The sequence below is a fragment of the Acidovorax sp. FW305-C-20-28 genome (genome assembly GCF_058783375.1).
The window spans coordinates 445,831-459,010 of the sequence record NZ_JBYSYM010000001.1 but is presented as its reverse complement, the minus strand read 5'-3'; the positions used below and the strand labels follow the sequence as shown (position 1 = coordinate 459,010).

10 protein-coding genes are annotated in these 13,180 nt (G+C 70.6%); 5 read left to right on the top strand and 5 right to left on the bottom strand.

Annotated features, from left to right (window positions below; all coding sequences use genetic code 11):
* The first annotated feature begins 1 nt into the window (after nucleotide 1).
* Both AC3WOH_RS02155 and AC3WOH_RS02150 read left to right on the top strand, forming a co-directional pair.
* Nucleotides 2-340 carry a DUF4124 domain-containing protein gene (locus AC3WOH_RS02155; protein WP_492227759.1) on the top strand — a complete coding sequence of 113 codons (339 nt, stop codon included), beginning with the start codon at nucleotides 2-4 and terminating at the stop codon, nucleotides 338-340.
* A gap of 121 nt (nucleotides 341-461) precedes the next feature.
* Nucleotides 462-788 (top strand): DUF2834 domain-containing protein, encoded by a 327-nt coding sequence (locus AC3WOH_RS02150; RefSeq protein WP_492227758.1) that lies wholly within the window; start codon nucleotides 462-464, stop codon nucleotides 786-788.
* On the opposite strand, the gene AC3WOH_RS02145 is transcribed toward AC3WOH_RS02150, so the two are convergent.
* Entirely contained in the window at nucleotides 758-1,588 is an 831-nt protein-coding gene (locus AC3WOH_RS02145) for an AraC family transcriptional regulator (RefSeq protein WP_492227757.1), read from the bottom strand. The genes AC3WOH_RS02150 and AC3WOH_RS02145 overlap by 31 nt on opposite strands.
* 142 nt (nucleotides 1,589-1,730) lie before the next feature.
* Between AC3WOH_RS02145 and AC3WOH_RS02140 the strand changes: the two genes are divergently transcribed.
* Nucleotides 1,731-3,806 (top strand): TPR end-of-group domain-containing protein, encoded by a 2,076-nt coding sequence (locus AC3WOH_RS02140; protein ID WP_492227756.1) that lies wholly within the window; start codon nucleotides 1,731-1,733, stop codon nucleotides 3,804-3,806.
* Between the two features lie 6 nt (nucleotides 3,807-3,812).
* Here AC3WOH_RS02140 and AC3WOH_RS02135 read toward each other — a convergent pair whose 3' ends face one another.
* Nucleotides 3,813-4,265 (bottom strand): acyl-CoA thioesterase, encoded by a 453-nt coding sequence (locus tag AC3WOH_RS02135; protein ID WP_492227755.1) that lies wholly within the window; start codon nucleotides 4,263-4,265, stop codon nucleotides 3,813-3,815.
* Between the two features lie 222 nt (nucleotides 4,266-4,487).
* On the opposite strand from AC3WOH_RS02135, the gene AC3WOH_RS02130 reads away from it, so the two are divergent.
* Nucleotides 4,488-6,452, top strand: a complete 1,965-nt coding sequence (locus AC3WOH_RS02130; protein WP_492227754.1) for a methyl-accepting chemotaxis protein — start codon at nucleotides 4,488-4,490, stop codon at nucleotides 6,450-6,452.
* On the opposite strand, the gene AC3WOH_RS02125 is transcribed toward AC3WOH_RS02130, so the two are convergent.
* Nucleotides 6,449-7,789, bottom strand: coding sequence for an ATP-binding protein (locus AC3WOH_RS02125; RefSeq protein WP_492227753.1), 1,341 nt, complete (start codon nucleotides 7,787-7,789; stop codon nucleotides 6,449-6,451). The genes AC3WOH_RS02130 and AC3WOH_RS02125 overlap by 4 nt on opposite strands.
* Complete coding sequence (gene ompR / locus AC3WOH_RS02120; RefSeq protein WP_492227752.1) at nucleotides 7,786-8,532, bottom strand: osmolarity response regulator transcription factor OmpR; 747 nt, start codon at nucleotides 8,530-8,532, stop codon at nucleotides 7,786-7,788. Before ompR ends, AC3WOH_RS02125 begins: the two co-directional genes overlap by 4 nt.
* A 161-nt stretch (nucleotides 8,533-8,693) precedes the next feature.
* On the opposite strand from ompR, the gene AC3WOH_RS02115 reads away from it, so the two are divergent.
* Nucleotides 8,694-10,022 carry an alpha/beta hydrolase fold domain-containing protein gene (locus tag AC3WOH_RS02115; protein ID WP_492227751.1) on the top strand — a complete coding sequence of 443 codons (1,329 nt, stop codon included), beginning with the start codon at nucleotides 8,694-8,696 and terminating at the stop codon, nucleotides 10,020-10,022.
* Nucleotides 10,023-10,025: 3 nt separating this feature from the next.
* On the opposite strand, the gene uvrA is transcribed toward AC3WOH_RS02115, so the two are convergent.
* Nucleotides 10,026-13,067: an excinuclease ABC subunit UvrA gene (gene uvrA / locus AC3WOH_RS02110; protein WP_492227750.1), complete on the bottom strand. Its 3,042-nt coding sequence runs from the start codon at nucleotides 13,065-13,067 to the stop codon at nucleotides 10,026-10,028.
* Between the last annotated feature and the right edge of the window lie 113 nt (nucleotides 13,068-13,180).

Below are 13,180 nucleotides of genomic sequence, written 5' to 3'. Positions count from 1 at the left end.
CATGCGCCACGCCCGCCAACGCGCCGCCGTGCTCATCGTCGCCCTGGCGCTGGTGGCTGCGGCCCTCGCCTGGTGGAAGGCCGACCAATGGCTGCCCCAGGCCCGGCCCTGGATCGACCAGACCTGGAGCAAGCTCTCCCGCCCCGGTGAGGACTCCCTGCCTCCCGAAAAGAAGAGTGCCGCAGCGGGTGCACGGGGGGCAGCGTCGGCCCCTGCGCCCCAGATGCGCAAATGCATCCAGGGCGGCCGCACGGTCTACACCGACGAAGCCTGCCCACCGGGCAGCCAGGAACAGAAGGTGGAAGGCGGCGCGGTCACCTCGCTGCCCCGCGCGCCCTGAGCACCGGGCCGGCACGCGCTGCCGGCCATGTCGCATTTTTCCTATCGCCAGAGGGCTTGCACACCTAGGCTCGGGGTTCCTTGATCCACCCCAGGCCCGCCACACCGCGGGCCCCTGACCCATGCAAGCCCACTACCTGCGCGCGTTTCTCTACCTCCTGGCCATCGCCGGCATGGCCATCCCCTGGTACTTCAACCTGGTGTACTTCCAGGCCGGGGGCAGCGTCGCCCCCGATGTCTACTGGCGCGATGCCGGCGCCAACGCGCTGACCACCGGCATCACCGTGGACGTGTACCTCGCGGCCATTGCGTTCTCGGCCTGGGTGGCCAGTGACCGCCGCCTGGGAGCCTGGCGCTGGGCCTATGTGCTGGCCTGCTTCGGCATCGGCCTGGCCTTCGCGCTGCCCCTGTACCTGGCTCAGCGCCTGCGCAGGGCCTGCGCCGCCTGAGCCACCTCGGCACCCACCTGCAGGGGCCAGTGCGCGCTGGGAGAACTCTGGGCCGCCTCCTGCACCAGCCCCAGCAGGGGCTGGCCGGCCAGCCTGCGCATGTCGCGCGCCATGTGCGACTGGTCGTAGTAGCCCTGTTCGGCCGCGAGCTGTGCCCCGGGCTCCGCCGGCATGGCCATGGCGTGCTGCAGCGTGGCGCTGAAGCGCGCGATGACCTGGAACTGCTTGGGCGTCATACCCCATTCGGCGACAAAGCGCCGCTCGAACTGGCGCGGCCCCACACCCAAGCGGGGGGCCATGCCCTGTGCACTCGCGCAGGCCTGGTCCAGCAGGCGCCTGGCCTGCACCAGACGCTCTGCGCACTGCGCTTGTGACGCACACTCGCCACGCACGAACTGCCACAGCGCGCCAATGCGGGCCTCGTCATCGGGCGCCGCGCGGATGGCCTGCTCAGCCAGGGCCCAGGACGGGATGGCCATGGTCGCCATCGGCCGCACTGCGTTCACGAGGCCCCGCCCGGCGGCCAGCAACGAAGGCACGGCCTCGGGCCGCAGCATGAGCCCCACGGCGCGCACACGCCCCTGGTGCACATAGGCCGTGGCCTCCGTGCTGGCACTGATCCAGGCCGCGCGAGGCAGCAGCACGCCGCCGCGCAGCACCTCGCCTTCGAGGCGAACAACCAGCATGCTGCCCACCATGGCGGGGAACTGCGAGCCCTGCACCTCGGCCGGGCTGTGCACGGCCACCGCCCCCTCCAGCCAGGGCTGCAGGTCGTGCGGGGGAGGGACAAAGCGCTGCATGCGCCCGATTCTGCACAATTTGGCACAACTTCGGCCGCATCGGCGGGGGGTGACAGGCGTGGGGCCTGGGCCAGAATGGCGGCTCCTTCGCCGCCCCTCCTGCATGAACCGCCCCCTGCTTCGCGCCCTCGCGCTCCTGACCATGTCTGCCATGCTGCCCCTGGCCGCCGGCGCCAGGCCGCCGGCACCGCCGCCCGCGTACCCGCGCCTGTCCGAGAACACTGCGGCATCGCAGCACCTGGAGGTGCGCAAGCTGCTGCATGGCCCGGTGGACGGCCTGTTCGTCCTGCCGCGCTCGCGCCAGCTGGTGGCCGTGGCCGGCGGCTACCTGTGGAAGTTCGGTCCGCAAGGGGAGTTGCTGGACAGCCTGCGCGTACCCAGCGGGATCCACACCTCGGGCATCGTCTTCACGCCGGACTACTACACCGATTGGGTGTACAGCGGCGACCGGCAGCGCAAAGCCTATGCCCCGGCCATGGACGGCAACCGGCTGCCGCAGGCGGAGCTGTTCGCCGAGCTGGACCGCGCCGAACACGTGGAATTCGGCCGCAACGAAACCAGCGCCTGGGCTTACCTGCTGGCAGGCGGCAAGGCGTGGGTGCTGGACATCACCCGCTGGCGCGACAAGGTGGACACCTACTGCCGCCCGCGCACCCATTCCGACGAGAAGCTGAACTGGAACGCCACCTGCCTCGATGGCTACCGCCCCGCCCGCAAGGGCTGGACGGAGATCGAACCCCGTGACTTCTACGGCACCTCGCCCGAAGACGCCCAGCGCGTGCGGGTGGTGGACTTCGAGCGGCGCCGCCTGTACCTGGAGGAGGGTCTCAGCGGGCAGTTGCTCGGCGCCACCGTGGGGGTGGCCCTCAAGGCCCTGGGCGTGCCCGGCAAGCTGCCCAGCCGCTACTGGTTCGGCGACGCTTCCACCGAGCTGCGCGTGGGCAGCGAAGTGCTCCGGTTCAAGGCCTTCATTCCCCGCGAGGATGGCCAGTACCACTTTCCGAACATGGCCTGGTGGGACCTGTCGCCCGCACTGCCGGGCGCGAACGCCTGGTTCACCGTGCACCCGCGCAGCTACCTGCACCACCCGGGCGAGGAGGCCTTGCTGCGCCACTACGAGAAGGACATCGGCCTGTACGTGGTGCGCCCCCGCGGGGCCGTACCGGCGCCTGCCACAGGCCGCGAGGCCGGCACCTGGCGCCCGGTGTTCAGCGGACCCACGACCTACTCGTACGCCGTCAGTGGCAGCGTGGAGTTTGCGGCCGCGCCTGCCGCGCACACCTGGCTGCGCAAGCCCGAGGCGCGCCAGCAGCTCGATGGGCAGGGACCGCGGATCCCGGTCGAGGCACTGTGGCCGGCATTGCGCGAACCACCGGTGGCGCTGAACCTGCAGTGGACTGCCTCGTCCGACGAAGCCGAGATCCAGCTGCGCATCGACCTGCCCGCGGCGCACACCCGATCGGCCTTCGAGCGGCTCGCTGACAGCAAAGCCCCCGTGGAGCTGGTGGTGCAGGTGCCCGACCTGCAAGGCCCGGTGTCGGGCATCTCGGTGCTGCTGCGCAGCGGCAGCCTGCAGCAGGCCCTGCCAGGCGCCCGCATCGCCTACCTGGGCCAGCCGCCGCGCCCCGCGTCCACGCGCGCGGCGACGCTCCAAGCGCTCCGGGAAACGAACGCCGCCGCCCAGCGCTCGCCCGGCGCGCTGCCCGCCTTCCTGCAGGCCGCCCAGGACCTGGCGCAGGACCTGCAGCGCGCACAGGATGTGTCTGCGGACATCACCCACGCGTATGCGCAACTGATCAACCATTTTAACGGCCAGCGGGATTTCGCCTCGTCCTCGCGCCTGGTGCGCCACTACCTGGCCCAGGTCTACCCACACGTGGGCAAGTACCGCCGGGACGACAAGGAGGCCTACAACGTCGGGGTGATCGCCAGCCAGACCCTGGCCTTTGCCCTGCACACCAACGAGCCCGACCTGGCCGAATCCGTGATGGCGACCCTGATCGGGCCGGGTTTCGACCCGGCAGCACAGACCAATGGCACGCTGATGTACAACCTGGCCTGCTACTACGCGCTCACAGGCGACAAGGCGCGCATGCTGCAGGCTGCAGCCCGGGCGCGCAGCCTGGGCAAGCTGCCCTCGCAGTTCCTGCAAGACTCGGATTTCGGCCGCTACCTGCAGGACGCGGAGTTCTTGCAGGTGGTCAATGCCGCTTCTTAGGGCGTATCAGTGCGCCGACACGGCAGGCAGGCGGGCCGCATCCACCTGGGCGTTCACACGCTCGGCCAGGGCCATGTCGCCCGGGGTTTCGGGCGTGAACTTGTCCACGGCGCGCGGCGCCCCCTCGCCATCCAATGCCGCATAGACGGCGGCGCAATGCGTGACCTGGCGCAGCTCCTTTTCCTGGATGCCGCCGCTGCGCACCTCGATCAGCATGTTCATGCTGGTCTCGCCGGTATGGGCCAGGCTGGCCTGCACCTCCACCAGGTCGCCCGGATGGATGGGCCGGTCGAAGCTGGCGTTGCCCATGAAGGCCGTCACACAGTTGTCCCCGGCCCAGGCACTGGCGCAGGCAAAGCCCGCCTCGTCCATCCAGCGCAGCACCGTGCCACCGTAGATGCGGCCGGACGCCGACGGGGCCGTGTGCGACGCCAGGAAGCGCAAGGTAATGGAATGCATGCGGTGGTCTCCTCGGAAGCTGCTGCCGGTATATCCGATTAGGCGCCCAGAGCCCTGTAGGAAGGCGCCGCCACCCACCGAACGGCGGTATTGGGGCGACCTGCGGTGCAGCGCGGCGCATCTGGCATGTCGCTTGCTGAACGGCGGGGGACCCTCCCTGTTCCCGACCCGGCGCTGCGCCGGGGCCGCAACCTCGGGCATGCACCGGCTGCCGCTTACGCCATGGCCTCCCTGAACCGCCTGAACTTGCTCCAGAAGTTCCTGATCCTCGGGCTGATCGCGCTGGCAATGACGGCCCTGCCCACGGCCATGTACGTGCGCGATGCCCTGCACGACATGGCCACCGCGCGCCTGGAGGCACGGGGTGCGCCGCCCTTGCTGGCGCTCAACAAGGTGGTGCAGGGCATGCAGGTGCACCGGGGCCTCTCGGCCAGCATGCTGGGTGGCAACGAAGCCCTGGCCGCACGCCGGCCCGCCGCACGCGAGGCGGTGGACAAGGCCATGGCCGAGGCCGGCACCCGTTTCGCCGAGGCGGGCGTGGCGGCCACCGACGAAGCCACCTGGAAGCAGTTGCGCCAGACCTGGCAGGCCCTGGAGCAGGCCGTCGCCGCGCGCAGCCTGCAGCCGGCCCAGAGCACGGCGCAGCACACCCAGCTCATCGCTGCGGTGATGCGCCTGAGCGAGACCCTGCTCCACCACTACGGCCTGGCGCTCGACCCCGGCCAGGACACGAACGCCCTGATCCAGGCCTCGCTGGTGCATGTGCCCATGCTCGGCGAAAAGCTCGGCGTCATGCGCGCGCAGGGCTCGGCCGCCCTGAGCGCCAAGGCGCTGGCGCCCGAAGGCAAGGGCGGGCTCCTGGCGCTGCAGCAGCGCGTCGTGGAATTGCAGGGCGACACGCTGCGCGGCCTGGAGCGCGCCATGGGCCACACCCCGGCCTTTCGCAAGGCCCTGGACGGCGCAGTCCGCTCGGTGGACACCCAGGTCCAGCAGGCCCTGCAGCGCGCCGGCAGGGACATCCTTGAGGCCAGCGAACTGTCTGCACCGGCCTCGGACTACTTCGATGAATTCACGCGCACCATCGACGCGCTTTATGCCCTCAACGCCCAGGCCATGGACCTGCTCAACGGCGCCCTGCAGGAACGTGTCGCAGGCCTGCAGCGGCAACTGGCCTGGCAGCTTGGCCTGCTGGTGGTGGCGCTCGCGGTGGCGGTGGTGCTGGCGCGCACCTTCATGCGCTCCATCACCGTGCCGCTGGCCCAGGCGGTGCAACTGTCCAACGCCGTGGCCCAGGGCGACCTGCGCGGTACCGTCGGGGCCCAGGGCACGGACGAGGTGGGTCAGCTCATGACCGCCCTGGTGCAGATGCGCCACCAGCTCACCGGGGTGGTGAACCAGGTGCGCGGCGGCTCCGAGGGGGTGGCCACGGCGAGCGCGCAGATCGCGCAGGGCAACAGCGACCTCTCGGCGCGCACCGAAAGCCAGGCCAGCGCCCTGGAGGAAACCGCCGCCTCGATGGAGGAACTGGGCTCCACCGTGCGCCAGAATGCGGACAGCGCGCGCCAGGCCAGTGCATTGGCCGGCGAGGCGCGCACCATTGCAGTGCAAAGCGGCGAAGTCGTCACCCAGGTGGTGCAGACCATGCAGGGCATCAGCGCGGCATCACAGAAGATTGCCGACATCATCGGCGTGATCGACGCCATCGCCTTCCAGACCAACATCCTCGCGCTCAACGCGGCGGTGGAGGCCGCGCGCGCGGGCGAGCAGGGCCGGGGCTTCGCCGTGGTGGCCAGCGAGGTGCGTGCCCTGGCCGGGCGCAGTGCCGAAGCCGCGCGCGAGATCAAGCAGCTCATCCACGCCAGCACCGAACGCGTGGAGCAGGGCAACCTGCTGGTGGAGCGCGCCGGCAGCACCATGCACGAGGTGGTGGCGGCCATCGGCCGGGTGAATGACCTCATGGGCGAGATCAGCGCCGCCAGCCACGAACAGTCGCTGGGCGTGGCCCAGGTGGGCGAGGCCGTGACGCAGATGGACCAGGCCACCCAGCAGAACGCGGCATTGGTCGAGGAGATGGCCGCTGCCGCTGCCAGCCTGCAGGGCCAGGCCGAGGAGCTGGTGCAGGTGGTTTCGGTGTTCCGCGTGGATGGGCTGGGAGCCCCCACGCCATCCACCCTGAGACTGCGTTAGCCAACTGCCTGCGCGTGGTGCGGTAGCACCAACCGCGCGCGCAGGCCGGCACCCGGTGTGCTGTGCAGCTCCAGCCTGCCGCCGTGTGCGAGCGCCACGCGCTCGGCGATCGCCAGTCCCAGCCCTGCGCCCGGCACGCCCGAACGGGCCGCTCCCCCGCCCCGGGCAAAGGGCTGGCGCAGGCGTTCGAGCTCGTCCACCGCCACACCTGCGCCATGGTCCGCCACCTCGATCCAGGCATGGGCGGCACCGGTGCCGGTGCGCAGCACCACGGGCGCGGCGCCATGGCGCCAGGCGTTCTCTACCAAGTTGTCCACAGCGCGGCGCAGGGCCTGGGCATGCACGGGCAGGTCGGGTACGGCGGCCAGCTCCAGCTGCACCGCACGGGCATGGTCGACCTGGGCCTCGGCCACCGCCCGGGCCAGTTCATTGAGCGAGGCAGGGCGTGCGGCCTCACCATCGCCCAGGCGCGCAAAGTCGAGGAACTGCCCGACGATGGTGTCCATCTCCTCGATGCTGCGCGCCATGCTCGCGGCCAGGGGGGCGTCCACATGGGCCTGGGCGATCTCCACCCCCAGGCGCAGCTTGGTCAGCGGCGTGCGCAGGTCGTGCGAGACGCCCGCCAGCATCAGCGCGCGTTCACGGTCCGCGTCGGCCAGGCTGCGCGCCATCTGGTTGAAGCTGCGCGCCACCGTGGCAATCTCCTGCGGCCCGTCCTCGGGCAGGGGCTCGGGCTGCCGGCCGCTGGACAGCTGCTGCGCGGCGACCACCACGCGCGCCAGCGGCCGGTTCAGGTGGCGCTGCAGCCACCAGGCACCCAGCAGGGCGAGCAGCCCGCCCGCCACCGTGGCCATGAGCCAGGCGCCAGTGAATTCGCGCGTGGGAAAGAGGCTGGGCAGGGTGAGCCAGTAATCCGTGCCGCCGTGGGCCACGCGCAGCGCCAGCAGGCCCGCGCCATCGCGGCGCCAGCGCGCCTGGCCGGTGCCGCCGGCCTCGGCCTGGTCCAGCCGGCGCGCGACGGCCTGTACGAAACGCCGTTCCAGCGGAGACAGCAAGGCACGCCGCCGCAGGGAGGGGGGCTCATCGGCGTCGCGTTCCGCCTCGGCCGCCTGGCGGTTGAAGGCCTCTACGAAAGCCGCACGCTGGCCCGGCGGCAGCACGTCGAGCCCCGCGCGCAGGGCCGCCACATTGCGCGCCACGCCATCGGCCACCTGGGCCACACGCGGCTGCAGCACCATCTGCCGCACCAGCACCACCGCGCACAACTGGCTGAGCACCACCAGTGCGGCGATGAGCAGCAGATTGCGCCCGAGCAGGCTGCGCGGCCACGCGCTCATGCCGTGCCTCCGGCAGGGGCCGCGCCATCGGGCATGAAGACATAGCCCACGCCCCACACGGTGCGGATGTGGCGCGGCTGCGCCGGGTCGGCCTCGATCAGCTTGCGCAGGCGCATCACCTGCACGTCGATGCTGCGGTCGGTGGCCTCGTGGTCGGGCCCGTAGGCCAGGGCCATGAGCCGGTCGCGGCCCAGCGGGCGGCGCGGCTGCTGGGCCAGGGCCTGCAACAGCGCGAACTCGCCGCTGGTGAGGGCCAGCTCCTGCCCGTCGCGGGTGAGCCGGCGCTCCTGCAAAAAAAGCTCGAAGGCGCCGAAGCGCACGCTGGCACCAGGGCCGCCCGGCAGCGGGCCGGTGTGCGCACCCAGCATGCGCTGGCGCCGCACCATGGCCTGCACGCGCGCCAGCAGCTCGCGCGGGTTGAAGGGCTTGGGCAGGTAGTCGTCGGCCCCCATCTCCAGGCCGATGATGCGGTCCACCGGGTCGCCGCGCGCCGTGAGCATGAGGATGGGGATGGTCTCGCCCTGGGCGCGCAGGCGCCGGCAAATGGACAGGCCGTCCTCGCCCGGCATCATCACGTCGAGCACCAGCACGTCGAAGCGCTCGCGCGCCAGCAGCGCATCGAGCGGACCGGCACCGTCCACCGTGCGCACGGCGTAGCCCTGGTCGCTCAGGTAGCGCTGCAGCAGGGCGCGCAGGTCGGGCTCGTCATCGGCCACCAGGATACGGGCCAGGGCGTCGGTCATGGGCAAAGGTGCATGCAAACAAGCGGGATGGGGCAATGGTAGGGCGCAATGCCCTGCCGCAGGCCTCTTCGTCATGCTTTGTCATACATCGGGCCACCCATGCCACAAACGGCTCACACCTGGGCGCGAAAGTGGAGCCATCCCCACCCAGGAGCCTACCCATGACCCCTTTTTCCTTCACCCGTGCACTGGCCGTCGCCAGCGGGCTCGCCCTCGGCCTCATGGCCAGCGCCTGCGCCCAGACCGCGCCCTCGGTCCAGCATGCCCCGCAGATGCAACAGGCGCGTGCGCAATTGCACCAGCGCTTCGTGGCCGCCGACAAGGACGGCAACGGCCAGCTCACGCGTGCCGAGGCCCAGGCCGGCATGCCCCGCGTGCACAGCGCCTTCGACCAGATCGACACCACCCGCAAGGGCTATGTGACCGAGGCCGAGATCACGGCCGCCATCGCCGCCCGCCTGGCCAGCCGCCGGGGCATGCAGCCGCAGCAAGCACTTTTCACTACCATCACAGGAGAAAACGCCATGACCATGCACATCCCTTCCCGCCTGCGCGCCTGGGCGCGCCGCGCCGCACTGCCCCTGGGCCTCGCCCTGGCGTCGCTCGCGGCCGTGGCACCGGCCCATGCCCAGCTGACCGACACCGGCATCTTCCTGGACGATGGCGGGGGCACCGTCACCACGCTGCCAGCCGGCGTACAGCGCATCGCCGATGTGCCCTATGGCGCCGACCCGCTGCAGCGCATGGACGTCTACCTGCCCACCGCGCCGCGCAGCAGCGTGGACGGCCCGGCGCCGGTCATCTTCATGGTGCACGGCGGCGGCTGGCGCACGGGCGACAAGGCCATGAGCCGCGTGGTGCAGGAAAAGGCCGCGCGCTGGGTGCCGCGTGGTTTTGTCTTCATCTCGGTCAACTACCGCCTGCACCCGGCCGTGAACGTGCTGCAGGAGGCCATCGACGTGGCCGTGGCGCTCGATACCGCGCAGAAGCAGGCCGCCCAGTGGGGGGCCGACCCCACCAGGTTCATCCTCATGGGCCACTCGGCCGGGGCGCACCTGGTGTCCTTCGTCAATGCGCACGCGCCGCTGCTGCGCCAACTGGGCGTCACGCCCTGGCTGGGCACGGTGTCGCTGGACAGCGCGCTGCTCAACGCCCCGGTGGTGATGTCGCTGCCGCACTACCCGCTGTACGACGAGGTACTGGGCAGCGACCCGGCCTTCTGGCTCGCGATCTCGCCCTACCAGGCCGTGACTGGCACCGAGCCCCCTTACCAGTTCGTGTGCTCCACCAGCCGGCCCGACCGCCCCTGCCTGCAGGCCCAGGGCATGGCCGCCCACGTGCAGGCCCTGGGTGGCCGCGCCGAGGTGCTGCCGCAGGACCTGAGCCACGGCGAGATCAATGCCAACCTGGGGCTGGAGAGCAGCTACACGCGCGCCGTCGAAGCCTTCATGGGATCGCTGGACCCCGTGGTAGCGCAGCGCCTGCGCTGAACCCTACGCGAGGTACCGCGCCAGGTACTTGCCCGTGTGGCTGGCGGGGTTGGCCGCCAGGTCCTCGGGCGTGCCCACCCCGACCACGGTGCCGCCACCGGCACCGCCTTCGGGGCCCATGTCGATGAGCCAGTCGGCCGTCTTGATGACGTCCAGGTTGTGCTCGATGATGACGATGGTGTTGCCCGCATCGCGCAGTTGGTGCAGCACCTTGAGCAGCAGGTCGATGTCGGCGAAGTGCAGCCCGGTCGTGGGCTCGTCCAGGATGTAGAGCGTGCGGCCGGTGTCGCGCTTGGACAGTTCCTGCGCCAGCTTCACGCGCTGCGCCTCGCCGCCCGAGAGCGTGGTCGCCGCCTGGCCCAGGCGGATGTAGGACAGACCCACGTCCAGCAGGGTCTGCAGCTTGCGCGCGAGGGCCGGCACATCCTTGAAGAAGGCGAAGGCGTCCTCCACCGTGAGCTCCAGGATCTGCGCGATGTTGCGCCCCTTCCAGAGCACTTCCAGCGTCTCGCGGTTGTAGCGCTGGCCATGGCAGATGTCGCAGGGCACGTAGACGTCGGGCAAAAAGTGCATCTCCACCTTCACCACACCGTCGCCCTGGCAGGCCTCGCAGCGGCCACCGGCGACGTTGAAGGAGAAGCGCCCCGGGCCGTAGCCGCGCTCCTTGGCGGTGTTGACCTCGGCCATGAGCTCGCGGATGGGCGTGAACAGGCCCGTGTAGGTCGCCGGGTTGCTGCGCGGCGTGCGGCCGATGGGCGACTGGTCGACGTTGATGACCTTGTCGAAGTACTCGATGCCCACGATCTCGTCGTGCGCGGCCGGCTCCTCGTGCGCACGGTAGATCTGGCGCGCCACGGCGGCGTACAGCGTGTCGTTGACCAGCGTGCTCTTGCCCGAGCCGGAAACCCCGGTCACGCAGGTCAGCAGGCCCACGGGGAAGTCCACCGTCACGTTCTTGAGGTTGTTGCCCGTGGCGCCGGCCACGCGCAGTGCCTGCACGGCGCCCTGGCGCGCATGGTGGGCGGCCATGCGCTCGGCGCGGCGCTTGCTGGCCTCGGTCTCGGGAAAGCGCGACTTGCCCTTGGCCGGCGCGGGGGGCGGGGCGGGTGCCTCCACCACCGGCAGCCAGGGCGTGCGGCGCTTGGGCACCGCGATGGACAGCGTGCCCGAGAGGTACTTGCCGGTCAGCGATTCGGGGTGGCTGCGCACCGTGTCGTAGCTGCCCTGGGCCATTACGCGGCCGCCGTGCACGCCGGCGCCCGGACCCATGTCGATCACATGGTCGGCCGCGCGCATCATGTCCTCGTCGTGCTCGACCACGATCACGCTGTTGCCGATGTCGCGCAGGTGCTGCAAGGTGGCGATGAGCCGGTCGTTGTCGCGCTGGTGCAGGCCGATGCTGGGTTCGTCGAGCACGTACATCACGCCCGTGAGGCCCGAGCCGATCTGGCTGGCCAGGCGGATGCGCTGCGCCTCGCCGCCCGAGAGCGTCTCGGCGCTGCGGTCCAGGCTCAGGTAATTCAGGCCCACGTCGTTGAGGAACTGCAGCCGCGTGGTGATCTCGCGCACCACCTTGTCGGCGATCTCGGCCTTGGAACCCGTGAGCTGCAGGCCCTGAAACCAGGCATGGGCATGGTTCAGCGTGGCATGGCTCACCTCGAAGATGGCGCGCGCCTGCTCGCCCTCGCCCACCTTCACGTGGCGCGCCTCGCGGCGCAGCCGCGTGCCATGGCATTCGGGGCAAGGCTGGGTGCTGCGGTAGCGCGCCAGGTCCTCGCGCACCACCACCGAGTCGGTCTCGCGGTAGCGCCGCGCCATATTGGGCAGGATGCCTTCGAAGGCGTGCTTGCGCGTCATCACCTTGCCCTTGGAGGGGCCGCTGTCCATGATGTAGGTGAAGGCGATCTCGTCCTCGCCCGAGCCGTGCAGCACGGCCTCCTGCACCTTGGCGGGCAGCGATTCGAAGGGTGCCTCCACGTCGAAACCGTAGTGCCGCCCGAGGCTTTCGAGCATGGCGAAGTAGTAGCCGTTGCGCCGGTCCCAGCCCTTGATGGCGCCGCTGGCCAGGCTCAGCGTGGGGAAGGCCACCACGCGCAGCGGGTCGAACACCTCGCGCTGGCCGATGCCGTCGCAGGCCGGGCAGGCGCCCATGGGCGAGTTGAACGAGAACAGGCGCGGCTCCAGCTCGGCCAGCGAGTAGCTGCACACCGGGCACGAGAACTTGGAGCTGAACAGGTGCTCCTGGCCTGAATCCATCTCCAGCGCCAGCACGCGGCCGTTGCCCTCGTTGCCGCCCACGCGCAGCACGGCCTCGATGCTCTCGGCCAGGCGCTGCTGCATCTCGGGGCGCACCTTGAGCCGGTCGATCACCACGTCGATGCTGTGCTTCTCGGTCTTCTTGAGCGCAGGCAGGTTTTCGTATTCGTAGATCGTGCCGTCCACGCGGAAGCGGATGTAGCCCAGCGCCTGCATCTGCGCGAAGACCTCGGTGAACTCGCCCTTCTTCTCGCGTGCCACCGGGGCCAGCAGCATGAGGCGCGTGTCCTCGGGCAGGGCCAGCACGGCGTCCACCATCTGGCTCACGGTCTGGGCCGCCAGCGGCAGGCCGTGGTCGGGGCAGAAGGGCGTGCCGGCGCGCGCGTACAAGAGGCGCAGGTAGTCGTGGATCTCGGTCACCGTGCCCACCGTGGAGCGCGGGTTGTGGCTGGTGGCCTTCTGCTCGATGCTGATGGCGGGCGACAGGCCCTCGATCAGGTCGACATCGGGCTTGTCCAGCCGGCCCAGGAACTGGCGCGCATAGGCCGACAGGCTTTCCACATAGCGCCGCTGGCCCTCGGCATACAGCGTGTCGAAGGCCAGGCTGGACTTGCCCGAGCCCGACAATCCCGTGATCACCACGAGCTGGTTGCGCGGGATGTCGAGATCGATGTTCTTGAGGTTGTGCGTGCGCGCTCCGCGGATGCTGATGCGCTGCTCCCGCAGCGCGCGGGCCAGGTAGGTCCCGTCGGAGGATCGGTCGGCGTCGGCGGCGGGGTCGTAATTCACGGGGCAGGCTCAGGGCAGGACAACCCACCATGATAGGCCACCGGAACATCCCGCACCTGCCACGCTGCTGCCAAGGCACAGGCGGTTGCCGGTGTCACCGCACGTCACGGCAG

Excerpts from the sequence above, each read along its gene's own strand:
- AC3WOH_RS02135 (WP_492227755.1), bottom strand. The coding sequence starts at position 4,265 with ATGCATTCCATTACCTTGCGCTTCCTGGCGTCGCACACGGCCCCGTCG.
- AC3WOH_RS02115 (WP_492227751.1), top strand. The coding sequence starts at position 8,694 with ATGACCCCTTTTTCCTTCACCCGTGCACTGGCCGTCGCCAGCGGGCTC.
- AC3WOH_RS02140 (WP_492227756.1), top strand. The coding sequence starts at position 1,731 with ATGTCTGCCATGCTGCCCCTGGCCGCCGGCGCCAGGCCGCCGGCACCG.
- AC3WOH_RS02150 (WP_492227758.1), top strand. The coding sequence starts at position 462 with ATGCAAGCCCACTACCTGCGCGCGTTTCTCTACCTCCTGGCCATCGCC.
- ompR (WP_492227752.1), bottom strand. The coding sequence starts at position 8,532 with ATGACCGACGCCCTGGCCCGTATCCTGGTGGCCGATGACGAGCCCGAC.
- AC3WOH_RS02155 (WP_492227759.1), top strand. The coding sequence starts at position 2 with ATGCGCCACGCCCGCCAACGCGCCGCCGTGCTCATCGTCGCCCTGGCG.
- AC3WOH_RS02130 (WP_492227754.1), top strand. The coding sequence starts at position 4,488 with ATGGCCTCCCTGAACCGCCTGAACTTGCTCCAGAAGTTCCTGATCCTC.
- AC3WOH_RS02125 (WP_492227753.1), bottom strand. The coding sequence starts at position 7,789 with ATGAGCGCGTGGCCGCGCAGCCTGCTCGGGCGCAATCTGCTGCTCATC.
- AC3WOH_RS02145 (WP_492227757.1), bottom strand. The coding sequence starts at position 1,588 with ATGCAGCGCTTTGTCCCTCCCCCGCACGACCTGCAGCCCTGGCTGGAG.